The organism is Acidobacteriota bacterium (assembly GCA_003225175.1).
Taxonomy (GTDB): Bacteria; Acidobacteriota; Terriglobia; order Terriglobales; family Acidobacteriaceae; genus Gp1-AA112.
Genome location: QIBA01000052.1, coordinates 1 through 24219, shown reverse-complemented (window position 1 = coordinate 24219; position 24219 = coordinate 1). Strand labels below are relative to the sequence as shown.

Here is a 24219-nt window from a genome sequence, read left to right as displayed (position 1 = left end):
TTAATTGGGCTTACAAGCCCGCACATCCTCATCGCGAATGAAGAAGTGAGCTGAGCATTTGTCCGAGCCGCAAATGACAGGCGTGATCCCGGCCATCTGCCTTCGAGTGATAAGGCCCAGCGTGCCGCATGCCGGGCAGGCCAGCACCGCCCAGTAAGGATCCTCGTTCTTGCCGACTTCGCCGGCATTCTCGAGCACGAAGACCGTGCCTGGTTGCATCTGTTCAGGGATCCACTCCGTCAGGATGTTCAGCTCAGCCACCATGGTCACCTCCGACCAGTTAGGGCAGGTTGCGCTCAGGCCGTACGCCGAAGACGCCGCCGATTGCTTTGAGTCGATCGCTCTTCCCCGCCCCGCTGACGCCGCATCCCATTGCGCTTACGCACCTGGGCACGGACCTCCTGTACTGCGTCGGTCAGGCAGACTGACAGCAGTGGTTGGCGCGAGTTCTTTAGCAGATCGACAATTTGCCGTTCAGAGTTCTCCAGATAAATTCGCTTGCCATCGGTAAGCAGGTGATATTCGCTGCCCGAGGTCACCGTCTCGACCAGCCGCTTGCCCAATTCGCGCTGCAGATAGCGCATTACCTGACGTACTCGCTGAAGTGAAAAACCCTTGTTTCGCAATTCGCAGATCACTGCGACTTCGGCGAGGTCATCGACGCTGTAAACGCGATTTCTTCCCCGCCGCTGCGGAACGACGATCTTGCGCTCGTCCCACCACTGAAGCTGTCTCGCCGTAATGCCCGTTAATTCGATTACATCCGCCGATGTGAACTCCTGGCCCTCAAGGCTTCGGACCTCTTGGCCGTTGCCGCTTTGTGATGGGGTCCGCATCGATCAGCTTTAAACATTTCATAATAGAAATGTTTCAAACAAAATACACCCTGGGTGTTTTATGTCAAGTGATATCAGGTGATTTGGAGGGTGCAGAGCCGTGTGCGAAAAGCCTCAACGTGCGGGAAATGCGTGAGCAGACTGCGGACTCTCATAATCGAGTCCACCCCCGACGAAATGGACAATCTCCAAATGGTCGCCTTCGGCAAGTGAGATCTCGGTCCAACGATTTCGAGGAGCGATCTTACGGTTGAGTTCCACAGCGATCCGGTCATCTTTCAACCCAAGATGCTCGATAAACTCAGCCAGAGATCGGCCGCTGGAAAATTCTTTGCGCTCCCCATTCACGACGACTGTCATATCAAAAGTGTAAAGCAGGAAATGGTAGATGGTTGAGGAACAACGGCGCCTGCAAGTTATGATCGAGATTGATGACCATCATCTATGTCGCCAGTTCAAACAAAGGCAAGCTCGCAGACTTTGCTACTGCCGCTAAAGAGCATGGTGTCGATATTCGTTCGCTGCCTGGGATCGAGAAAATGGTTGCTCCCGAAGAAACAGGCGCGACTTTTGCAGAGAACGCCCGCCTAAAAGCCGAGTACTACAGCCGGCATTCTTCAGGAGAGATTCTCATCGCCGACGATTCCGGGCTCACGGTCGATGCGCTCGGCGGAGAGCCGGGCGTGCGATCGGCGAGGTACGCCCAAGACGCAGGTATCCTCACCAATCAACCGGACGCGGCGAATAACCAGCTCCTGCTGGAGAGAACAGCAAACCTTCCGGATTCCCACAGACAATGTGCCTTCGTTTGTTCCATCGCGGCCGGGCGTGACGGCAGAACACTGAACACCTTCAATGCAGATGCTCGCGGAATCTTGCTTCACGCACCTAAAGGAAGCAGCGGCTTCGGTTACGATCCGCTGTTCTATTTTCCTGGCCTAAATAAGTCGTTCGCGGAAATCTCGCGCGAAGAGAAGCTGAGAGTGAGTCATCGAGGAAAGGCTTTCCGGCTGTTCTTGGACTGGATAGACGAAACAACTCGAAGCGGTTGGCAAGCTACTTGAAGCACTTGGCAAGCGCCGAGGCTGCAGCTGATAAGCGCGAAAGCTCTGAAGGAAAGAAGTCTGCTCCCGTAGCCTTCGAGGTAGAACCTTTGCGACTGACTTGAATCACCCCGAGGACTCCTGCTGATCCGCTCACAGGAACACTCATCACCTTCTGCACCGGCATCGCATTTCGTTCTGCTTTTCCCGTGCATGTCTTTGACTCCACCGGCACAGACTCGAACACGCTGGCGTGCCGCATTTGTGCGAAGTTGTTAACAATCTCAGGACGCTTTGTATTCGCGGTTCGCGCAGCCAGAGAATGCGAGTGCGTCAGGGGAATCATGCCGACATTCGACAGCTGCGGTGGATAGATGAACCTGAGCTGGTTCTGCTCCAGCTTGAGCATCGCCACTTCATCATCGTGAACGCCGAAGCGGCGAGACAACTCGCCTGCAATTCGTGCCGTATTTTCCGGTGTTAGTCCGGCTGCCTGACACTGATCGCCGAGCTGGGTAAAAGGAAGTGTGGACGATGCCAAGGAGAGCTCTCCTCACGAAATTTAAACTGTATCGACTTGCCCAATAAAAATCGACAGACATTCGGCATTGTTCTAATGCAAATATCAACACACTTATTTGACTGCCTTTCAAGCGAACCAGGATAATAAAAGGTTTAGTGTCAACATCTAAAAGTAACTGAGGAGCCTCAGGACAAGATGGCAACGGCAGCGCCTCCGAGCGCCGGTTACGAGCAGGACCAATGGAAAGGCGTGAAACCGCTGCGCGCGGGCGAGGGTCACTCATTTCTCCTTCGCCGGCTGCATTCGCTGAGCGGAATCGTTCCGATCGGCGCTTTCTTAATCGAACATTTTGTCTCCAACGCGTACGCCACGAACGGACCTCACGCGTACGCGACTCAGATCAAGTTCCTGAACTCCCTTCCCTTCGTGCCATTCCTCGAGTGGGGACTCATCTACATCCCAATTCTGTACCACGCGCTCTACGGAATCTTCATTTGGTACCGTGGGGAATCGAACGTCATCTCTTACCCTTGGGAAGGCAACTGGCTTTACACCGCGCAGCGCTGGACAGGCATCATCGCCTTCGCCTATATACTCCAGCACGTTTACAGCTTGCGATTTACCGGAGTTCACCTCGTTGAATATCCCGGTGCAGGATTCGGCAAAGTACAGCATGAGCTGGCGAATCCATGGATGCTGGCTTTTTATGTAGCGGCCATTGTGTGTGCGTCGTGGCACTTTGCCTATGGAATCTGGCTGTTCTGTGCCAAATGGGGAATCACTCAGGGAGAACGGGCCAGGCGAAGGGCCGGCGTAGTCTGCTTTGCGATTGGCGTTTTGTTTGTAGTGATCGGTCTGATTACCGTGAAGGCATTTGTGGCTCCTCGTAATCCGGACTGGCGCAATATGGGAACCGATCCGGCTACGTCGAAGCAGGTGGAAGCTCAGCCTGTGGAATAACAACCAACGGAATACGCCGCACTGACTGATAACAACTCACAAGATCTCTCGATTTCAGATCATGGCAAATCCAAAAATTATCGTCGTAGGTGGTGGGCTGGCAGGACTCTCGGCCAGCATCAAGATCGCAGAAGCCGGCGGCAATGTTGATTTGTTCTCCGTCGTCCCGGTGAAGCGCTCGCACTCAGTTTGCGCTCAAGGCGGTATTAACGCTGCCAAGAACCTTAAAGGCGAAGGCGACACTACCTGGCAGCACTTCGATGACACGATTTATGGCGGCGACTTCCTGGCCAACCAGCCTCCGGTGAAAGACATGTGCGAAGCAGCGCCGGGGATCATCGATCTACTCGACCGCATGGGAGTTCCATTCAATCGCACTCCTGAAGGACTTCTCGATTTCCGCCGCTTTGGCGGAACGCTTTATCACCGCACCGCGTTTGCCGGGGCAACTACGGGTCAGCAGTTGCTGTACGCGCTCGACGAGCAGGTACGCCGATACGAATCGGAAGGCCGCGTCAGCAAGTTTGAAACCTGGGAGTTCCTTTCCGCCGTTCTCGATTCCCAAGGCGTCTGTCGCGGAATCTGCGCCCTGGATCTGCGCTCGATGGAGGTCCGCACCTTCCCTGCCGACGCTGTGATTATGGCCACGGGCGGCATCGGAGCGATCTTCGGAAAATCCACAAACTCGGTCGTCTGCACCGGATCGGCCCAGTCTGCGTTGTATCAGCAGGGTGCGCATTACGCGAACGGCGAATTCATCCAGGTGCATCCCACCTCGATCCCCGGGGATGACAAGCTGCGGCTCATGTCCGAATCAGCCCGCGGGGAAGGCGGACGTGTGTGGGTTCCGAAGACGGCTGGCGATAAGCGCGATCCCAAGAGCATTCCCGAATCGGAGCGCTGGTACTTTCTTGAGGAGTGGTATCCGAAGTACGGCAATCTAGTGCCGCGCGACGTAGCCACGCGCGCGATCCACAAAGTTGTCTATGAGCATGGCCTCGGCATCGATGGACAGCCGATGGTCTACCTCGATCTGACCCACATCGATCGCGCGACGCTTGATCGCAAACTTGAAGGAATACTTGAGATTTACGAGAAGTTCGTCGGCGACGATCCTCGCGACACTCCCATGAAGATCTTCCCCGGTATGCACTACACCATGGGCGGTCTTTGGGTGGATTTCAGGCAGGCGACGAGTATTCCCGGGATCTATGCCTGCGGAGAGTGCGAGTACAGCTATCACGGCGCCAACCGACTTGGAGCCAATTCCCTGGTCTCATGCATCTATGGCGGCTTTGTGGCGGGCCCGCAAGCGGTTGCGTATGCGAAGAATCAAGCTAAGTCCAGTACCGCGGCAAACGGAGCCTTCGATTCGGAACGCAAGCGTCAGCAGGAGATCAACGCGCGGCTCATGAGTTCGGAGGGCAGCGAGAATCCATTCCGTATTTGGCGTGAGCTGGGCGAGATCATGACCAAAGACGTCACCGTCATTCGCTACAACGCGGCTCTGGCGCAGACCGACGAAAAGATTGTCGAATTACTTGAGCGTTATCAGCGCATCAACCTCAGCGACAAAGAGCTGTGGGCCAATACATCCTTCGTCTTTACGCGCCAGCTTTACAACATGCTGCAGCTCGCGCGTGTAATCGCTCAAGGCGCGGCGCGGCGCAATGAATCACGAGGCGCGCACTATAAGCCTGAATTTCCCGAACGCGATGACGTGAATTTCCTCAAAACGACGAAAGCATATTTCGCGCCTGACGCCGATGAGCCGCGCTTCGAATTCGAACCTGTGGATACATCCTTGATTAAGCCCCGCCCGCGCAAATACTGAGGTAACGTCGACGAACAGCACTCATATGCATCCGGAGAGAAATGGCCCAGAACGGTAAGAGCGTCGTCCTCAAGATCAAGCGTCAGGCGTCTCCTGATTCCAATCCTTATTGGGAAGAATTCTCTCTGCGCTGGAAGCCGGGCATGAACGTGATTTCGGCGATGATGGACATAGCCGCAAACCCCGTAACTCGCGACGGCAAACCCTCGCGCCCGATCACCTACGATTCGAACTGTCTCGAAGAAGTTTGCGGCTCTTGCGCGATGCGCATCAACGGCCGCGCCCGCATGGCATGCTCTGCCCTGATCGACAAATTGGATCAACCAGTCACGCTCGAGCCTCTTTCGAAATTTCCTGTAATACGCGACCTCGCTGTCGATCGTTCGGTTCTCTTTGAGAACCTGAAACGAGTCAAGGCATGGGTCCCGATCGATGGAACTTACGATCTGGGATCGGGCCCAAGACAAACTACTCGCCAGCAGGAGCAGGCCTATCCGCTCTCACGATGCATCTCTTGTTGCTGCTGCATGGAAGTGTGCCCGCAGTTTAACGACAAGACTAACTTTGTCGGTGCAGCAACCATCGCCCAGGTACGCCTCTTCAATACTCATCCCACCGGCGGAGCCTTGAAGGAAGATCGCCTGCACGCCCTTATGGGCGACGGCGGAATCCAGGAGTGTGGCTATGCACAAAACTGCGTCGAAGCTTGCCCAAAAGACATTCCTCTCACCGATGCGATTTCAGAAGTGAGTGGGCAGGTAATGAAGCAGGCGATCAAGGACATCTTCACGCGATAGACGATATCTTCTTTGATATCGATCTACAAACCTCTAAACCACTGTCATCCTGTGGCCCTCTTGGCCGAAGGATGAGAATGTTGGCGTAGGAATTCGGATAAGAAACGGTCAGTCGTTGACTGTCTCGCCGGTATGCGAACGAAGAACGCGATCTACTGAGTAAGGCGCTCGCCGCGCAGGCTCGTGGTAGTGCCGCACCTGCATCTCTCCCAGCAAACCCAGCGCGAGAAGCTGCACACCAGCGACGATCAATACCGCAGCAAACACAAGCAGCGGACCGTGATCGTCCATCACATTTCTGTGGTGAAGGAACTTCTCCATTGCCAGCCACAACGCGATGGTCGAACCAGAGAGAATGCCCGTTGACCCGAATGTTCCGAAGAAATGCAGTGGGCGCGAGAGATATCTGAGCAGGAACCGGATCGTGATCAGGTCGAAGAAAACCCGGAATGTCCGCGAGATTCCGTAGTGCGACGCGCCACGTTCGCGATTCACATTACGAATTGGGATCTCGCAGATTGAGGCGCCGTACCAGGATGCCAGTGCGGGAATGAACCGGTGCAGTTCGCCGTAAAGCGGCACCTGATTGATGATCTCGCGACGGTAGGCTTTAAAGGTAGTGCCGAAATCGTGGATATCCACGCCGCTGAGTTTAGCCATGAGCCAATTTGCACAACGCGAAGGTACCCGCCGAAGAACGAAGTTATCGATTCGTTCTTTGCGCCACCCGCTTACGATGTCGTATCCCTCGCCGATCTTTTCGACAAAGCCGGGAATATCGTTCGGATCGTGCTGCAGATCTCCGTCCATCGCAATGATGTACTCCCCGGAGGCGTGATCGAAACCGGCTGCTAGTGCGGATGTTTGACCGAAGTTTCTTCGCAGCTTTACGACAGTCACTCGGCTGTCGATCGCGGCAATTTCGCTGAGCAGGTGAAAAGTCAGATCCGTGCTTCCGTCATCTACAAACACCAATTCGAAGCTCTCGGAATACGCTTCCATGACCCCTTTCAGACGATCGTAGAGAACAGTAACGTTCTCCTGTTCGTTGTGAAAAGGGACGACGATTGAATACTTCGGCATGCTGGTCAAATTATAGCGAGGGAAGGTGTAACTTTACACCCGAATGGCCGATAGAACCACTCAATTTACTGCGGCGTTTCGGCGCCGCCAGGGATGGACTTCAAATCTAGCGTCTCCTGGGAAGATTCGGAAATCTTGACCGTACGGGCCTGTTCAGCAAATCCCTTTAACCATTCCTCGTTATCGTAATTCCCGGGCTCAATATGCTCGAATGCGTAAATGCGATAGCTGCCAGGCCGCAGCCCCTGAGCTTGGTAACGTCCATTCTGATCTGTAGTTACTGCCAGGAATCGATTCGACAGCCCATTAAGGCGTTGTTCTGGGGCGAGGACTACTGTCATGCCGGGATCGGGTTTGTCGTTCGCACCTGAGATGACGCCGCTATTGCCTCCCGGTGCAAACACGAGATCAAGGTTTCGGTTGGTAGCAGGACTAAGCCCCTTTCCAGTACGTCTTCTCGGCCGGCGGTCGCGGATTTCAGATACATACCCGGGGGCGCACCGTAGCCAGAGATTTTGTATCGCTCGTCAGGCGCTGCATGGAGCGTGAAGGAACCGTCATGGTTGGCGTGACCCACTCGACTCCGTCAGAGACTCTGGTACGGGGTGAGATTGTATGCGAAGCTCTATGCGGTCGTGAATCCCCTGAATCTGTTCCAGGACTGAACTTGGGTCGAAACTCTTCACAAATCCCAATCTGGAAGCGCAGCCTGGACCTCGTGATCGCTTCGTTGTGCCTGATATTGGCACTGCCACTGATGCTCGTTGTTGCTGTGTGCGTGCGAGTCACCATGGGAAGTCCTATTCTTTTTCGCCAGCAGCGACCAGGGCTCGGAGGCCGGCCCTTTGTACTCTACAAATTTCGGACCATGTTCCCCGCAGGCGATTCCGGAACCATGGTTGACGAACATCGGATCTCCAGACTTGGTGCCTTCCTGCGCTGCACCAGCTTCGACGAGCTCCCGGAACTCTGGAACGTCCTTAGAGGCGACATGAGCCTTGTCGGTCCGAGGCCTCTGCTGATGTGTTACATCCATCGCTATTCGCCAGAACAAAGCCGGCGCCATGAAGTCTTGCCCGGCATCACCGGGTGGGCGCAAGTGAATGGTCGCAATGCAATCGGCTGGGAAGAACGATTCGCGCTCGATCTTTGGTATGTCGATCATCAGAGTCTATGGCTCGACTTCAACATTCTCTGTTTGACTCTGCTGCGAGTACTGCGAGGCGAAGGAATCAACCGACCGGGCTACGCCACAATGCCTGAGTTCATGGGATCGGTTGAGAATGGGAATCCGCAACCGTAGTGCGGCTCACGCAACCTTTCGCACGCGCGTCGTCTCTACCGCCAGACGTGACAATGGCGGGAACTGAATCAACGAAAGCGCCGCGAGCCTCAGCGCCTTGGGAAGGTGCAACAAATAGCGCAGTCGAGCAGCCGCCTTCAGAGCGGGTTGCAGAAGATCCCGATAAGCGCGGTCATAGCGATCTGTAGCTTCCTGAAGCGAGCACTCGCCTCGAAGGTATGGCGCGATGGTGATTGCCGCTAACTGTCCGCTGTGTAGGGCGATCGAGATGCCGTCCCCAGCAAACGGATCGAGGAAAGCCGCTGCGTCGCCGACCAGGAATGTTCCCGAATTGGAAGTTCTCGGCGTACTGAACAATAACGGAGAGGTAGCGACAGGTTCAATCGCGGCTCGCCATATTCGAGAACGCTTTGCTAAATCGGGATTCTGTTGGAAGACAGCGGCGAGATTTCGTCCTACATCGGATCGCACCATTGCGGCAGCATTGATCGTGCCAGTTCCCACGCTTTGCACCCCGCAATAACCGCCGGAGAAGAAGTAAAGGTCGCATCGCGGAGAGGGATCGTCTTCAAAGAAGTGCTGCTTCAGCCCGATCCAGTGTTCGGCATTTACTCCCTTTGGGCTGGCGAGGTTCGACCATCTCCCAGTCGCATTAATCACCGCTCGCGCATGTATGGTTTCTCCTTCAGTGCTGATCGAGAATAGCGACTCGATTGTTTTAATCGCGATCACTCGCGTGCGAGCGCGTCCGTGAACGCCTGCTCCGAGGGCGGAGTTCCACAGATTGAGATCGAGATCATGGCGTGAAAGGCTTATCGCAGCAGGCGTGACAGCAAAGTCTGCTCTTCTGCCGTCGAGAAATATTCGCGCGTTGTGGATGCGAGGCGCGCCGGCCAGCAATCCAGCGTCAGCCAGCAGTGAGTGCAGAATCGGCACCGCCTCGCCGGAGATGAATTCGCCGCACACCTTGTGCCGCGGGAAACTGCCGGCCTCAAACAGGACGACATGGAAGCCAGCCCGCGCCGCCGTTATAGCGGCGGAGGTGCCCGCAGGTCCTGCGCCGATCACGGCGAGATCGAAGACTCTTTCTGATATCACGCTTTCCACAGAGTCAATCCAAAACGCTGAAAGTACTGAGTGCTGATGTCGAAAGAAACGGCTGCGGTTTTCGCCGCGAGAGCAGAGATTTCGTCTGATGTGTAAGCTCGACGAACCGACGCTGGAGCGTCATTGCGAGTAAGCCGGCTGCGGTAAATAATCCGTCCCGCGTAGGCAACAGCCCAGTGGAACAGATTGCGACGCAAATCGCTGACGATCACCGCCCATCTGGCGACTCTCAACGCCTCATTAAGAAACTTAACCACATCACCCGGTTCCAAGTGATGCAGGAACAGATTACAACCCACGATGTCGAAGCTCGCAGGAGCAAACGGCAATCGCAGAGCATCGGCCGCCACTCGCTCGAGCGCAGCACTGCCGACCATGTGCGATACCGCGCGATCGAGGAGCGTAGCTTTCACAGGTACGCCTTCACTGCTCAAGGTGCGCTGTACATATTCCGCGACATCGCCCGTTCCGCCCGCAACGTCAAGAAAAGATAGCGATCGCAGCCGATGCTTATTCACCGCATTTCTCATCAGGGCGGCGACGCTGCGAAATCCTCCGAAGTTTTGATTGAAGCCGCGAAGGTCGAGAAGCGTCTGCCGAATCTCTTCGGGCGTGCCCAAATCCTCGTCGAGCAGTTCGGGCGTAACCACGCGCTTCATGGGCACTCTAGACTTTCGCGAGTTCTTCTTCGAGCAACTGCTTGTTGTACAGATCGGCGTAGTAGCCGTTGAGCGCCAACAGATCCTCGTGGGTGCCCAATTCGACGATCTCGCCACCATGCAAAACGGCAATCTGATCCGCCGCGCGCACAGTCGAGACACGATGCGAGATGAAGATCGTGGTGCGTCCCTGCATCATCTCCCGCAGATGATTTAGGATGCGTTCCTCAGTGTACGTATCGACGCTGGAAAGAGCGTCATCGAGAATGAGAATCCGAGGATTGCGAATGATGGCGCGCGCGATCGCGGTCCGCTGCTTCTGTCCACCCGAGAGCGTTAGGCCACGTTCACCAACCACCGTCGCGTAGCCTTGGGGGAAACCGTGGATCTCCTGTGAAAGGCTCGCTGCGTCCGCTGCGGCCTCGACTTCTTCATCACTGCTGCTTTCAGTGCCGAAGGCGATGTTCTCGCGAATGCTCGAACTGAAGAGGAAAGTTTCTTGCGGAACAAATCCGATATTTTTACGCAGAGTCTCGAGGGGAAAATCGGTGATCTTGCGGCCATCGACTAGCAGCGAACCCGCAGGCGCATCGTAAATGCGCGCAATCAAGCTCACAAGCGTGCTCTTGCCTGAACCGGTGGGACCAACGATTGCGAGGCTCGTGCCGCCAGGAATTCGCAGATCGATCCCACGGAGAACCTCGGCACCATTCGCGTAGCTGAAAGTTAATCCGCGGAACTCGATGTCGCCATGAATCGCGGAAGTCTCTTTCAGGTCGGGAGCCACGCCGTCGTCAGTCACTTCCGGTCGCTCAGAAAAGATTTGATTGATTCGTGCCAGCGATGCCGTCCCGCGCTGGAAGATGTTGATCACCCATCCCAGCGCAATCACCGGCCACGTGAGCTGGACCATGTAGGTGTTGTACGCGACAAAGTCTCCGACATTCATCCGGTGCAGCAGCACTTCCCTTCCGCCCAGCCACAGCACAAGGATGATCGCGAGGCCAAGAAGCATTTCCAAAGTGGGCCAGAGCATTCCGATCAGGCGGACGAGTTTCAGACTGCGAGCAATGTATTCACGATTGGCGTTCTCAAAAAGCTCGATCTCGGGTTCTTCCTGAACGTATGCGCGAACCAATCGCGCACCAGAGAAGTTCTCCTGCGCCCGCGCAGAAATGTCGGAGAACGTTGCCTGAATGCGCTCGAAGCGCTCATGAATCCGCCGACCGAAGTACTGCACCAGGATGCTGGCGGCCGGCAGCGGCAGGAAAGCAAACATCGTCAGCCGCGGGCTGATCTTCAGCATGAAAGCCAGAGCGCCGGCTGTGAAGACGATGGTGTTGGCCGTATACATGATCGCCGGACCCAGCAACATACGGACAGCATTCAGATCGTTGGTCGCACGCGCCATGATGTCCCCAACGCGCGTGCGCTGGTAGTAGGAGTAGGACAGGGACTCGAGATGCCGGAATAGATCGTTGCGCAGATCAAACTCGATCTCGCGCGAGATGCCAATCAGGATCCAGCGCATCAGGAATTGAAAGACGCCCTTGCCGAGAGCAATGGCTATTAACGCGAGCGAATACGTCACGATCTTGTGCTGCGTTATTCCCTGATTGAGGTCATTAATGGCGCGGCCAATGACTTGGGGAAAGAAAATCCAAATCAGGTTATTGAGGAGAAGTACCAACCCGCCCCAGAAGAATTGGACGCGGTACTTGTACACATACGGCTTCAGTGGGTCGAGCTTCTTGAACATTGGTCCAGAACTGTTAGACGTGATGAGCCGCTAGCGCGCTTCAACCAAAATTATGTCGGCACCTTCAATATGAAATATCCGCCTGCCAGACCAAAGATCAAATCTGGGGACCAAGCGGCCAATGCGGCAGGCAGTTGATTCACATTTCCCATGGCCTCGAACAAGCCGCTCGTCACCCAGTAGACGACGGCAATGCCGATCGCCGTGGCCACGCCGCGCAGAGCTCCCTGCCGTCCCGCAGAAACCGCAAATGGGATCGCCAGGATCGACATCACCAGTGTGATCAATGGGAATGAAAGCTTCCGGTACAGCTGCACTCTCAATCGCACTACATCGAAGCCGCCCTGCTCCAGTTCGCGAATGTAGGCCTTCAGCTCGTCGAAATTCATTTCGGAATACTGCTTTACTTCTTTCTTGAAGTAATTAGGCGGCTCGTCGACGTCGGCGAAAGTCCTTACGTCGAAGGTCTTGTAATCCTGGACCTCGGTGGGCGTGAGCGTGCGAACCCACCCTTGCTGGAAGACCCATTTATGTAATGACTCATTCCAGAACACGCGGGAAGCGAAGGTGCGCGCTATTAGTGCGAACGCCTTGGGATCAATACTGAAGACAGACAAGTTGGCAAACTGATTGCGCTCGCCATCGAAAAATTCGTAGTAGTAAATCTCGCGATGCGCGCCGAAGATCCATTTGCGTTGTGGATTCAGATATGTCTGCGCCGGTTTGCCTTTGATTTCATTGCGCAAGGCGTCTTGCCGCTTATTGGCGTGCGGCAAATAAAACTGATCGAACAAGAACAGAGCGAACGACAAACCGGCAGCGAGGGCCACTACCGGCACGATCAGGCGATACAAACTAATCCCGGTAGCCTTCATCGCTGTCAGCTCATTGGACTTTTGCAAGAGTCCAAATGTGACCAGGACGGCGATGAGAACGCTCAGAGGCGTCATGAGATAAATCATCGAGGGAATTACATTGACCAGGTACTCTCCGACAGTGATGAGGGCAATACGATTCCTGATGATGTCGCCCAGCAACTCGAAAAACGTGAATACCAGCGTAAGCACAACGAATGTGCAAAGAATCAGTCCCAGATACTCGAGGAACTGGCGAAGCACGTAATCGTCGAGGATCTGGGGGAAGCGGGAGCTTCCCTTGCGCAGCGGGGCGGAAATCGTTGAAGCTTCCGCCGTTGATTTCTCTCGCGAAAATCTCTTCGCAATATCGCTCCAGGCAATTCGAAACGAGACTACGTCGATGCTCGACTGCTGCACTCGTCGCAGAAGCACCAGCCCGGCAAGTGCAAACAAAATGTCCGCGCTCCATACTCCCAACGCAGGTTGCACTTTTCCTTGCCTCGCGAAGGCAATCCCGGCGCTCAGCGAGAAGTAGTAAAGAAACACGAGCAGGATCGTGAGCACAAAGCCGGTTGATTTGCCTCCCTTTTTGGAAGACAGCCCAAGCGGGATTCCTACCAGCATCAGCACAAGGCAGGACGCAGCCAACGCCAATCGCCGGTGAAATTCAATCCAGTACCACCGAGCCTTTGCCGGGTGCTCGGTTCGCGCACGATACAACAGCTCACTTGTTTTGAGTTCCGCAGCAGGAACCAGATCGCGCGATGGTGCAGGACCCACAGGCGGCAGGGCTATCGGAATATCGGTCTGATCAAATGTAGAAATCGTGTACTGATCTGGATGCGAGGGCTCGGTTTCCTGCTGGCTTCCATTCTCGAGATGCATGCGCAAAGTGTCGTCCTCGGTGACGACGACTGCGCGCTGGGCTAGGGTTACTTTCGGAGCGGCAGGGTTGCTGATATCAGCAAGAAAGACGTTCTTCCACAACGCAGCCCCAGTTACAGGCTCCACATCCTGCACGTACAGTACGTAGCCCTTCAAATCCTCATAAAAAACGCGGGGCTGCACTTCGAAGGAAATCTGCGAGGTCTTTAGAGAGTTTTGCAGGCTTGCCAGTGCAGCCGCTGATCTGGGAGCAATCACGAGATTGTTCAGCAATGCGACGCCAAACGCAGTGACAGCAAAGATGCCGATGATCGCGACAAACCTCCACGCACCAACGCCGCTTGCCCGCAATGCCGTAACCTCGCTATCCGCGGCCATGCGTGACAGCCCAATCAGGATGCCGACCAGAACGCCCATGGGCAAGGTAAAGGTGAGGGCGGTTGGAATGGTGAGAAAGAAGATTTCAGCAACGCTGGGAATCGGAGCGCTGTTACGTACAACCAGTTCCAGTATCCGGCCCACGTCGCGCATGAAGATCACGAACGTAAACAGCGCGGCGCCGATTACGCCATGGGAGAAAACCTCCCACAGAATGTAGCGAGTAAGGATCCTCATGTTGCCGATCTATAGCCCAGTCTAGCATCGCTTTCCACAACTATCTGAGAGTGACTCTGCAGCTTGATTACACTAGAAAACGATGCCTTCCATTCGTCTGGTCTTCCTCTGGCACATGCACCAGCCGTTCTACAAGGATCTGGTCACAGGCGAATATCGTCTTCCTTGGGTCAGGATGCATGCGCTTAAGGATTACTACGGCATGGTGAAGCTGCTGGATGAGTTCCCGCGCGTCCACCAGAACTTCAACCTGGTTCCTTCGCTCATCGTACAGATCAATGACTACGTAGCCGGCGAGGCGAAAGACGCATGGAGAAGCGTAATCGGGAAGCCCGCCACTGATCTCACACCTGAGGAAAAGGAGTTCGCACTCAGATACCTGTTCCAGGCGAACCAGACCCACCAAATCGCCAGGTATCCAAGGTATTCAGAGCTGCTGCAGAAGCACGCCGCCTACGCATCGATCGAGCAGGCCCTCCGGCACTTGAACGCGCACGATTTTGCTGATCTACAAGTACTCTCTCAACTCGCGTGGTTTGATGAGTTTTTCCTCGATGAACCCGAAGTTGCCGAGCTCACAAAAAAAGGACGGAACTTTGATCGCGCCGATCAGGAGACGCTGATTCAGCTTGAAAAGCGTCTGTTGAGCAGCGTTATTCCAGCGTATCGTGGGGCGGCTGACCGTGGAGGCGTCGAATTATCGACGACACCTTTTTATCACCCGATCCTTCCACTGCTCTGCGATACCAACAACGGCCGCGTCAGCAATCCTGGACTGCCTCTTCCCCGCCGGCGCTTTCTGCAGGCGAACGACGCTCTCGAGCAAATGAGACGCGCAGTGGACTTCCATAAGCAGACATTCGGAAAAACTCCCGCGGGCATGTGGCCCTCCGAGGGAAGCGTTTCGGATGAGGTGCTCAAGCTCGCGCGCCAGGTCGGACTAAAGTGGATGGCAACAGACGAAGGCGTCCTGGGGCGATCAACGCGCAGCTTCTTTGAGCGGAATTCCGCCGGCCATCTCATGCCTGATTCAGCCGACCGCCTTTATAGACTCTATCGCCACGGTGAAGATGGAGCCGGGGTCCTGCTTCTCTTCCGTGATCACAACCTGTCCGACCTTATTGGATTCGTTTATTCCGGTGTCCCGCCGAAAGAAGCAGCGACTCACTTCGTAAAGAGCATTAAGGCATCGGCGCAATCCGTGCTGGCTGCAGGAGATAATGCTATTGTGCCCATTATCCTCGATGGGGAAAATGCCTGGGAGCATTTTCCCGAATCAGGCCGGGAGTTTCTGCGACGGCTGTACCACGCGATTGATTCTGATCCGCAAATCGAGCCGCTCACGATCTCGGAGGTCATCGAGCGAACGAAGGACGCGAGGCCGCTTTCCTCTCTCGTCCCAGGATCATGGATCAATGCGAACTTCAATGTGTGGATCGGAGCTCCAGAAGACAATCTCGCGTGGGATTACCTGGCGGAAGCGCGAGAGTTTTATGAGCGCCACTCTCAAAATGCGACTGAGGAGTCCCGTCGCCTGGCATATGAGGAATTACTGATTGCAGAAGGAAGCGATTGGAATTGGTGGTACGGTCCGGAGCATCACTCTGCCAACGATCGCGATTTTGACGAGCTATATCGCAATCACTTGTCAAACGTCTATCGGCTGCTTGGAGCGAATCCGCCCGACCATCTGCATTACCCAATCTCGGCTGAAACCATCGGAAAGACGCGCACCATCCCGCAAACGGCATTCATTTCCCCGCAAATCAGCTCTCCCAATATCGGATATTTTGATTGGCTGGGAGCAGCCAGTTTCACCGCCGATCGTCGCGGCTCCTCAATGCACGGGAAGAAGTTCCTGCTGGAAAGAGCATACGCAGGCATCAACGCGCAGGATTTCTCATTCCGGGTTGATTTTGCAAATCAACTGCACGGCAGTCATCAGATAGAAACGCGCATAGAGGTACAACCACCCAGCACGGAACAGGCGAGAAAGACTTTTATCGTCAGGTTCCATCTCTCTGGCGGCAAAATGCAGAGGGCCGATTTATCTCGCAGTAGCACAAGCGAGAGCAACGGGAGCGCTTCCAGCCTCAAGACGGAACGAGTCGAAAGCAGCCTTGAAAAGGTACTTCGGGCGAAGGTTCCGCTTTCCATTTTGGGAGCCCAGTTAGGCGACACTCTTCTGCTTCGCTTCGCCATTTTAAGCGAACAGCTTCCAATCGATTCATTGCCGGCCCAGGGATGGATTGAGCTTCCTATCATCGCTGAAGAGCAAATGCTTGAAACCGGCGATCAGGTATGGTGAGAAAGCAGAATCCCGATTCGAGTCAGCCTCGGGAACAAATTCTTTCAGAGCCGACCGGAAGTAAAGATAAGGCGAATCTCTCATTACTCGCCTCGACCTCCACGAACTTGTCATCGATGTTGATGAGCTTTGATGTGGATGGAGCCAGAACAGTGACGAATCGAACCGGCAGCGTGCCCTGCGTCTCTACAGCCAGCGAAATGGCCGGCTCCTTACAACCGTAGTACTGCGATCGCCAGCCATAAATCCGCTCATTGAATTCCGAAACATTCGAAGCATTCGAGAAACAAACTTCTCCGCCGGTTATTAATCTCGTTATGTTCGGTGTGGAACAATAGACAGACCCTTGAAATTCACCGACAGGCGTCCGCAGCGCCAGGCGGAGTTCGTTTGATTCCCATTGATATGGATAATTTGCGAATAGCCAATGCAGCCGGACATCTCGAGCTCGGGATCCACAAACATCGTCAACGACAATCCAGATGTCCTTCTCTTGCAGGTAAGCAATGGAACGGCGGTGCATCGCGCCTATTCTCGAATAGCCATCATGCCAGGCCTCAATTGCCCCGCATGAATTCCCGATCTCGTATTCCCGCCAGTCTGCTTGTGCCCAATCCACCCAGAGAAAGCGACCGGCCCGCGTCATTTGATCCTGATTGCCCACGGTGATCGTATTGTGCACGGATGTAGTCGCCAATGCGTTCGTCCATGGTGAAGGTCCGTTGTAGAGATACGTGCCGGCATCGCAGACGATGTTCTCTCCACGCCACCAAAGATCGAGGTGAAGCTGGTCGGCTTGCGAGGGACGATCTGCGTATCGCGCGGCCCGAAGCATCGCATAACCTTCTGCCGCTACAAGTTTCAGATATCCGGAGTCTGACTGAGTCTTTTGAGTCTCCACATCCGGAAGTCCATTCCGGGTCCTCGCCTCTTGCGCCGATCGCCGAGCGAAAAGCCATTCCCATTGCTCATCCCACTCACCCTTCCCAAAGTAGAACTCGTGGTGCACCAGGAAGTATGCCGCCTGCAGCGAGGGTCGATAGTCAACGAAGTCGCACGAACTTAGTGGCAGGACAAGACTGCCGTCGTTGGAACCATAATTCGGCATTCTGCCCGTAGTTGGATCACACATGGGAAGCATGAAATGCACTGCTCTGCCCAGAATCTGATAGCTCTCTTTCGAAAAAGGAGCGTTGTTTAGTTCTCCCAAGCGCAAAGCCCAGACAAGGTAATCGATAAAGACGCGCTGATAGTTCAAAGAATGTTGAATGTAACTGCCGTCTGCGTAAACCTGTTCGTGAATCTGGGATTGGATCAGGTGCCGGCCTAACCTCAACCATTCGGTGGAACGCTGAAACTCGGGAAACAGGATTCCAATCGTGAACAGCCCGACGGCTTCACCAATTCCGTGATTATTTCGTTGCGAGAGTCCGTAATTGATAAATCCGGCAATCCGATTCCCGTGTGTCTCGATCATGCAAAGAAGTTTCGCAACCCGGTCGTCAGTTGACGATGGAGATTTCACAAAAGCATGCAGAGCGAAGCACCACGCCATCATTCGAAGCGCAACTTCCTGCCCGCTTGCCCAATTCACACCTCGGTTTGGAGGATTCTTCTCTGCCCAGTCTTCAGTCAAGCTCCAGAACGCCTCGGGAAACCGCTCGTCACCCAAGCCGGCATAAGCCCTGGCCAATAGATATGCCACGGAAAAGCGATTCGGTTCCCAGACGAATTTCACGTCATCAATCGCATTGAGTGCGAACTCCGACCAATGACAATTGTCATCGAGGCGTGTACCCGCTAAGGCATTGAAGTGCCAGTCTGGCGGGAATCCGAGCTGCAACCACTGCCTGGAGAAGAACGGCCATTCCCCGGACAGGAGTCGATCAGCTTGATGAGAAACAGCATTCCCAATTGATCGTGCAAAAGACGTTTCTTCGGAAAAGAAAAAAAACTTCGTGAGTGCTTGCGCTGTGCTATTGCAATTCCTCGTTCCGTCCAACACGGCCCAATCCGCTCTCCGGAATTCCCAGTCTCGAAACGGCAGTTCTCTGCCGACGATGCCAAGGCGCACCTCCGCAGCAAGTTTCAAGCGCTTCAGAGCCCAGCCTGGACCGAGATCGCGAACGATTTTTAAAGCAGTGAATAAAGAGGACATTCTGGAATGGTGGTCGTGGAGTCGCTCGGCATTCTACATGGAAGATTTTCCCGGTTGATTGGCAGAGTCAGGCTCTAAGGAATTTGCCTATTGTAAGTATCGACTTACATCCCTAGCATAGAATTCCCAACTCATTTCTCAGCCTATGGCGAATCTATCCGACTGGCTACCGAAGTCTGTTCTCTGCCTGCGGAGCTACACACCGCAGAAGTTCTTTGCAGATCTGCTTGCCGGTATCACCGTCGGACTCGTCGCGCTGCCTCTGGCGATGGCGTTCGCAATCGCTTCGGGAATGCCGCCGCACGCAGGCTTGTACACCGCGGTCTTTGCCGGCGGGTTAATTTCTGCTCTCGGCGGCTCGAGCACGCAGATCGGCGGACCTACTGGCGCATTCGTGGTTGTCGTGGCCGGCATCATTGCCCGTTACGGGATTGAAGGGCTCTACATCTGCACGCTTCTTGCCGGAGTGATTCTCATCTTCATGGGCGTTACAGGACTCGGCACTGCGGTGCGGTTCATTCCGCGTCCGGTCGTGGTCGGCTTCACGAACGGGATCGCGATCCTTATCGCCAGCACGCAAGTCAAAGACTTCTTCGGCTTGAAGATCGATCAAGTCCCGGGCGACTTCTGGGGACGCATTACAGCGATCGCCCACAACTTTCGCACGCTCTCGCCGGTCGCAACTTCGCTGGCGGTAATTTCGTTGGCCATCATCCTGCTGGCCGCCCTCTACCTGAAGCGCGTGCCCGGATATATCGTTGCCCTCTTAACCGGCACAGTAGTATCTGCGTTGCTCAAGTTGCCGATCGAGACGATCGGCACACGCTTCGGCGGAATCCCCTCTGGCCTGCCCAACTTAGCGATTCCTCCCTTGCAGTTCCACCTCATTCGACCGCTGATCTCACCGGCGATCACAGTTGCCATGCTGGGCGCGATCGAATCGCTGATGTCGGCGGTGGTCTCGGATCGCATGAGCGGCGATCGCCACAATCCCAACGTCGAGCTGATTGCGCAAGGCATCGCTAACGTAGCCTCCCCACTGGTGGGTGGCTTACCGGCAACAGGAGCGATTGCGCGCACCGCAACCAACATTCGTTCCGGCGCTAAAACTCCCGTCTCGGGAATGATTCATGCTCTCACTCTGCTCGCCATCCTGCTCTTCGCGGCTCCTCTAGCCAAGTTCGTTCCGCTGGCCGTGCTCGCGGCAATCTTGTTCGTCGTCTCTTACAACATGGGCGAGTGGAAGCAGATTCCCGAATTGCTGCGCCTCAGCAAGCTGGAAATTGCAGTGTGGCTGATCACACTGCTGTTGACCGTCTTTGCCGATCTCACGGTGGCAGTCGAAATGGGAATGATTCTGGCGGTGTTGATTTATATCCGGAATGTCACCGCGACAACCACAGTCTCCGAGGTCACAGGCGAATATCTCGAAGCGGGACGCCTGCACATCCTTCAAGACAAGCAGATTCCACCCTATGTAACGATCTTGCGTATTCATGGACCATTTCTATTTGGCTCAAGCGATAAAATCAACGACATCATAGAGAGCATTCCGGAGATGCCGGCGATCATCGTGGTGCGGCTGCGAAACATGACTGCTCTCGACGCAACCGGTCTGCAAGCCCTGCAGGAATTCGCCGATGCAGTCCATGCAACCGGTCGAGGACTGATCTTCTGCGGCGCTCCTTCCCAGCCAGCAAAGCTGATGAAACGCGCCGAGTTTGAGGAACATGTGGGTGCAGGAAACGTCTGCCCCAACGTTCAAGCCGCACTGGCTCGAGCCGCGCAGCTGTTCTCGGAACTTCCTGAAGAGACGCGAATGCGAGGCCTGCGTCGCCGGCGCGCCGACCTGGCGGCGCAACCTGCGGCTACGCAGAGTTAGCCATTAGTCGATTGCAATTCCTTGTGCATCCGTATCCATATTTCAGAAGCTACGGTCCTGAGCAAAACCAGTCTCTCTAAGACGTTGGCATGTTGAGCGGGTTCCCGCGCGCTTTGCTTTTTCTCCATGTCTAAAAATCGCGACCCCCGGCCCCGCCGGCGAAAAGCAAAATTCGACTCCGGTCTCCCGCGCCCGCCCCATCGAGCGCAGCACCAGCGCTCGATAGCGCCCCGGAAACGCGCGGGAACCCTCCTCCGCTCAACATGCAAATGTCTTAGAGAGATTGGCAGCGGATCGCGAATTAAGCTCCTTGATTCACCCGGAAGACTTCTCAATTGCCTGGGATAGAGTAATGGCATCCCATGACCGAATTCGCCCGAATTAACCGGCTCCCGCCCTATGTCTTCAACGTAATCGGCGAACTGAAGGCCGCTGCGCGCAAACGTAGCGAGGATGTGATTGACTTCAGCATGGGTAATCCTGATGGATCCACGCCCGCGCATATAGTTGCTAAGCTGGTGGAAGCGGCGAAGCGACCGGGCACACAGCGATATTCAGTTTCAAAAGGGATTCCCCGATTGCGGCGCGCGATCTGCGGATGGTACCGCCGGCGGTACCAGGTAGAACTCGATCCCGAAACGGAAGCGATCGTCACGATCGGTTCCAAAGAGGGAATCGCGCATCTGTGCCTCGCTGTGTTAGACCGCGGCGATGCCGTGCTCGTGCCGAATCCCAGCTATCCGATTCACATCTACGGACCAGTGATCGCCGGAGCCGACATTCGTTCCATTCCCATGCGAAGCGGCGTGGATTTCATCGCGGAGCTCGAACAGGCGATACGCCTGATGTATCCCCGTCCCAGGCTTCTGATCCTGAACTTCCCCTCGAATCCCACCACGCATTGCGTCGACCTGACCTTTTTCGAGCGCATCATTGCGCTGTGCAAAGAGTATGGAGTCTTCGTAGTGCACGACCTCGCCTATGCAGATCTCGTCTTCGACGGATACTGTGCGCCGTCGATTCTGCAGGTCCCAGGCGCCCGCGAGATCGCGGTGGAGTTCTTCACTCTGTCCAAGAGCTACAACATGCCGGGCTGGCGCGTAGGATTCATGGTCGGCAATGCAAAGCTCGTCGCAGCGCTTGCTCGCCTGAAAAGTTATTTCGATTATGGAACGTTCACGCCAATCCAAGTCGCAGCCATCGCCGCACTCGACGGTCCGCAGGAATGCGTGAAAGAAATCTGCGAGACATACAGAAAACGACGCGATTGCCTGGTCGATGGCTTGGCCAAGTTGAAATGGCAGGTTGAGAGCCCGAAGGCAACGATGTTCGTATGGGCTCCGATTCCAGAGAGCTATCGCAAGATAGGATCGCTCGAGTTCTCGAAGAAGCTGCTTACCGAAGCGCAAATCGCAGTGAGCCCAGGCATAGGTTTCGGCGAATTCGGCGACGACTCAGTGCGCTTTGCCCTTATCGAAAATGAAGAGCGAACTCGCCAGGCGCTTCGCGGGGTGAAGAGGATGTTTAAGAAGGATGGGATCACCTGAACTGCAAGCTTCAAGAAGGGAGTGCCCCGCCGTTTGCGGCACGCTCGAAAATAGCCCCGGGTAACACCCCGGTGGCTGGAAATCATAACATTGATGTTGCCGTAGCAAAGGCCAACTTACGCCAACTACTCTCTCCAACAATTTACGCCACGCAGGCTTTAAGCCCATTTGCGCACGACGCAGGCAGGAAATAGAAGGTCCTCCAGCGGCGCTCGTCCTGTTCATCAGGTCACGCGGCGTGGAGGACCCGTCTGTAAGCTCGCAACTTTCTGCGGTTCACAGGCTGATTCGGAATTATCTGACGATCGGACAACCATCGGCCATGACAAGCTGTGCCATGGGCAGCCGTTATGCGCCAGACACCTGCATCCTTTGCCTGCTCCCTCGAGTAGAACTCTGTCAGTCTGCGCCATCCCTGGCCAAGCCGAGCAAGAACCATTCGAGCAAGAACCATTAATGAGGATTTTCGTTCGAAGAGCCAGTTTTCTTCTCTGGCGGGCGCCCAAATATCGATAAGGCCAGACCGACAAGGACCATCCACATCAGATTGTTCTTCTGAACCTGATCGTGAACCGCAAGGCGGCCGAGCGGCTCGAAAAGATTTAGCGCGAAGATAATTCCGGAGACTACGGTTCCCAATACTCCTGCCAGGGAGCCAAAGCGAAAAACAATGACCATCACAGCTGCCAGGAACCATATAGGCAATGCGGATTTTCCCGGCTTGGCTTGTCCCATCACTGAGACTACGAGAGCAAGCGTGCCACACAAGATGGTCCCGAGCAGCGCTTTGAATCTCTGAGGCATGAGTAGACTGACCACTGGTAGGTCTCAGCCGATCTGGTCCTTCGACTCCTCGTCGCGGATGACCAGCTCTAAATCTTCAACAAAAGTGATCACGATTACAACCAGCGAACCTACCATCCCCAAAAGAAAAAGGGCAACCAGGCTTTTGACCGCAAATAGGAACAGAGCGCTCACGACCTCTCAATTGTAGGCAGAAGGTCATAAGGAGTTCGTAAAGCCGCAGAACCCCTTTACCGGAGTCCCCGCTGTTGCCAGCATCTATGTGGAAGGCGCATCCCGACTTCCTGCAGAGAATCGCTGATTGCGCGAAAATATCTGCCGGGGGTGGAGAGAATGGCTGAGATCCTCCTGCACATCAATGGTGTTGATCACCATCTTCACGCATCGGAAGACGAGATGCTGCTTTATATCTTGCGCGAGAGGCTGAACTTAACCGGCACAAAGTATGGCTGCGGTGAAGGACGGTGTGGAGCATGCACGGTTCTAGTTGATGGGCGACCGATGCGATCCTGTCATACCCCTGCTGCTTCGGTTGCCGCCAAAAAGATCACAACCATCGAGGGACTTAGTGACAACGGGCAGCTGCACAGAGTGCAGCAAGCTTTTCTTGATGAGGAAGCCTTTCAATGCGCCTATTGCACGCCGGGGATGATTATCTCCGCCGTGGGACTGCTCGCCGGGAATGCTAAGCCCACCCGCGAGGAAATTGTTCGCGGAATGAATGGGAACATTTGCCGCTGCGGAACTTATTCGCGCATTCTCGCGGCGATCCAACGTGCCGCGGGCGAGTCCGGGGCCAAAGCTGCTATTCCAGGCGTGTCCGAACGTTCAGGAGGTTCTCGATGAGCTTTGACAGCGAACTCCTGCAACAATCACCTGAATCTGTGCAACGTAGCTTTCTGCTGAACCGCCGCGAACTGCTAAGACTGGTGGGCGCCGGACTGTTGGTCTGTGCCGTTGATTCGCGCGGCCAAGAGTCCGGCGCTCGCGCTTCTGGCAACGGAGCCGACCGCACTACCCACGACATCGCTTCCTGGATTCACATTAATTCTCAGAACAGTGTTACCATCTTCACGGGTAAGACCGAAATGGGACAAAACATCCGCACTTCCCTGGCCCAGCAGGTGGCGGAAGAACTTCATGTCCCAGTGAACACAATCACGATGGTTATGGCGGATACAGAACTATGTCCTTTCGATATGGGGACCTTCGGCAGCCGTACGACTCCCCAAATGGGAACGGAGTTGCGCAATATCTCC

The 24219-nt window shown here is 55.1% G+C and carries 22 protein-coding genes; 10 read left to right on the top strand and 12 right to left on the bottom strand.

Annotated features, from left to right (window positions below; translation table 11 throughout):
- The 3 genes from DMG62_14600 to thiS all read right to left on the bottom strand — a co-directional run bounded on the left by DMG62_14600 (nt 1) and on the right by thiS (nt 1196).
- Complete coding sequence (locus DMG62_14600) at nt 1–264, bottom strand: hypothetical protein (GenBank protein ID PYY22197.1); 264 nt, start codon at nt 262–264, stop codon at nt 1–3.
- A 32-nt stretch (nt 265–296) separates the two neighbouring features.
- On the bottom strand, nt 297–836 hold the full coding sequence (locus tag DMG62_14595) for a MerR family transcriptional regulator (protein PYY22196.1): 540 nt from the start codon (nt 834–836) through the stop codon (nt 297–299).
- A gap of 114 nt (nt 837–950) precedes the next feature.
- The gene (gene thiS, locus DMG62_14590) at nt 951–1196 is read right to left on the bottom strand and encodes a thiamine biosynthesis protein ThiS (protein ID PYY22195.1); all 246 of its coding nucleotides are present in this window, start codon (nt 1194–1196) and stop codon (nt 951–953) included.
- Nucleotides 1197–1267: 71 nt separating this feature from the next.
- On the opposite strand from thiS, the gene rdgB reads away from it, so the two are divergent.
- Entirely contained in the window at nt 1268–1900 is a 633-nt protein-coding gene (gene rdgB, locus DMG62_14585; GenBank protein PYY22194.1) for a non-canonical purine NTP pyrophosphatase, RdgB/HAM1 family, read from the top strand.
- On the opposite strand, the gene DMG62_14580 is transcribed toward rdgB, so the two are convergent.
- Nucleotides 1893–2420, bottom strand: a complete 528-nt coding sequence (locus tag DMG62_14580) for a hypothetical protein (protein PYY22193.1) — start codon at nt 2418–2420, stop codon at nt 1893–1895. The two genes, rdgB and DMG62_14580, sit on opposite strands and share 8 nt — an antisense overlap.
- 177 nt (nt 2421–2597) lie before the next feature.
- On the opposite strand from DMG62_14580, the gene DMG62_14575 reads away from it, so the two are divergent.
- From DMG62_14575 to DMG62_14565, 3 genes are read left to right on the top strand one after another with little or no spacing between them, the layout of a single operon-like run.
- Nucleotides 2598–3362 (top strand): succinate dehydrogenase, encoded by a 765-nt coding sequence (locus tag DMG62_14575; GenBank protein ID PYY22192.1) that lies wholly within the window; start codon nt 2598–2600, stop codon nt 3360–3362.
- 58 nt (nt 3363–3420) lie between these two features.
- Nucleotides 3421–5196: a succinate dehydrogenase flavoprotein subunit gene (locus DMG62_14570; GenBank protein PYY22191.1), complete on the top strand. Its 1776-nt coding sequence runs from the start codon at nt 3421–3423 to the stop codon at nt 5194–5196.
- Between the two features lie 41 nt (nt 5197–5237).
- The gene (locus DMG62_14565) at nt 5238–5993 is read left to right on the top strand and encodes a succinate dehydrogenase iron-sulfur subunit (GenBank protein PYY22190.1); all 756 of its coding nucleotides are present in this window, start codon (nt 5238–5240) and stop codon (nt 5991–5993) included.
- 108 nt (nt 5994–6101) lie between these two features.
- On the opposite strand, the gene DMG62_14560 is transcribed toward DMG62_14565, so the two are convergent.
- Together DMG62_14560 and DMG62_14555 are read right to left on the bottom strand one after the other, a co-directional pair.
- The gene (locus DMG62_14560) at nt 6102–7076 is read right to left on the bottom strand and encodes a glycosyltransferase (GenBank protein ID PYY22189.1); all 975 of its coding nucleotides are present in this window, start codon (nt 7074–7076) and stop codon (nt 6102–6104) included.
- A 65-nt stretch (nt 7077–7141) separates the two neighbouring features.
- Nucleotides 7142–7480, bottom strand: a complete 339-nt coding sequence (locus tag DMG62_14555) for a hypothetical protein (GenBank protein ID PYY22188.1) — start codon at nt 7478–7480, stop codon at nt 7142–7144.
- A gap of 155 nt (nt 7481–7635) precedes the next feature.
- On the opposite strand from DMG62_14555, the gene DMG62_14550 reads away from it, so the two are divergent.
- Nucleotides 7636–8379 carry a UDP-galactose phosphate transferase gene (locus DMG62_14550; protein ID PYY22230.1) on the top strand — a complete coding sequence of 248 codons (744 nt, stop codon included), beginning with the start codon at nt 7636–7638 and terminating at the stop codon, nt 8377–8379.
- Between the two features lie 6 nt (nt 8380–8385).
- Here the strand turns inward: DMG62_14550 and DMG62_14545 are convergent, their stop codons facing one another.
- Genes DMG62_14545 through DMG62_14530 form a run of 4 tightly spaced genes read right to left on the bottom strand, consistent with a single transcriptional unit; the run spans nt 8386 to nt 14261 of the window.
- A complete protein-coding gene (locus DMG62_14545) occupies nt 8386–9576 on the bottom strand; it encodes a hypothetical protein (GenBank protein ID PYY22187.1) in 1191 nt (396 codons plus the stop codon).
- The gene (locus DMG62_14540; protein ID PYY22186.1) at nt 9474–10265 is read right to left on the bottom strand and encodes a hypothetical protein; all 792 of its coding nucleotides are present in this window, start codon (nt 10263–10265) and stop codon (nt 9474–9476) included. The genes DMG62_14545 and DMG62_14540 overlap by 103 nt, the downstream gene beginning before the upstream one ends.
- Nucleotides 10153–11904, bottom strand: coding sequence for an ABC transporter ATP-binding protein (locus tag DMG62_14535; GenBank protein PYY22185.1), 1752 nt, complete (start codon nt 11902–11904; stop codon nt 10153–10155). Before DMG62_14535 ends, DMG62_14540 begins: the two co-directional genes overlap by 113 nt.
- Before the next feature lie 50 nt (nt 11905–11954).
- Nucleotides 11955–14261 carry an LPS export ABC transporter permease LptF gene (locus DMG62_14530; protein ID PYY22184.1) on the bottom strand — a complete coding sequence of 769 codons (2307 nt, stop codon included), beginning with the start codon at nt 14259–14261 and terminating at the stop codon, nt 11955–11957.
- 82 nt (nt 14262–14343) lie between these two features.
- Between DMG62_14530 and DMG62_14525 the strand changes: the two genes are divergently transcribed.
- Entirely contained in the window at nt 14344–16569 is a 2226-nt protein-coding gene (locus DMG62_14525; protein PYY22183.1) for a glycoside hydrolase, read from the top strand.
- A 22-nt stretch (nt 16570–16591) separates the two neighbouring features.
- On the opposite strand, the gene DMG62_14520 is transcribed toward DMG62_14525, so the two are convergent.
- Nucleotides 16592–18727 carry a hypothetical protein gene (locus DMG62_14520; protein PYY22182.1) on the bottom strand — a complete coding sequence of 712 codons (2136 nt, stop codon included), beginning with the start codon at nt 18725–18727 and terminating at the stop codon, nt 16592–16594.
- 145 nt (nt 18728–18872) lie between these two features.
- Between DMG62_14520 and DMG62_14515 the strand changes: the two genes are divergently transcribed.
- Nucleotides 18873–20609: a sodium-independent anion transporter gene (locus DMG62_14515; protein PYY22181.1), complete on the top strand. Its 1737-nt coding sequence runs from the start codon at nt 18873–18875 to the stop codon at nt 20607–20609.
- Nucleotides 20610–20971: 362 nt separating this feature from the next.
- On the top strand, nt 20972–22156 hold the full coding sequence (locus DMG62_14510; GenBank protein ID PYY22180.1) for an alanine transaminase: 1185 nt from the start codon (nt 20972–20974) through the stop codon (nt 22154–22156).
- Between the two features lie 453 nt (nt 22157–22609).
- On the opposite strand, the gene DMG62_14505 is transcribed toward DMG62_14510, so the two are convergent.
- A complete protein-coding gene (locus tag DMG62_14505; GenBank protein PYY22179.1) occupies nt 22610–22960 on the bottom strand; it encodes a hypothetical protein in 351 nt (116 codons plus the stop codon).
- A 333-nt stretch (nt 22961–23293) separates the two neighbouring features.
- Here DMG62_14505 and DMG62_14500 point away from each other — a divergent pair, with 333 nt between their 5' ends.
- Entirely contained in the window at nt 23294–23806 is a 513-nt protein-coding gene (locus DMG62_14500; protein PYY22178.1) for a ferredoxin, read from the top strand.
- Nucleotides 23803–24219 (top strand): isoquinoline 1-oxidoreductase (locus tag DMG62_14495; GenBank protein ID PYY22177.1); only part of this gene is annotated, 417 nt, incomplete at its 3' end. The genes DMG62_14500 and DMG62_14495, both read left to right, overlap by 4 nt.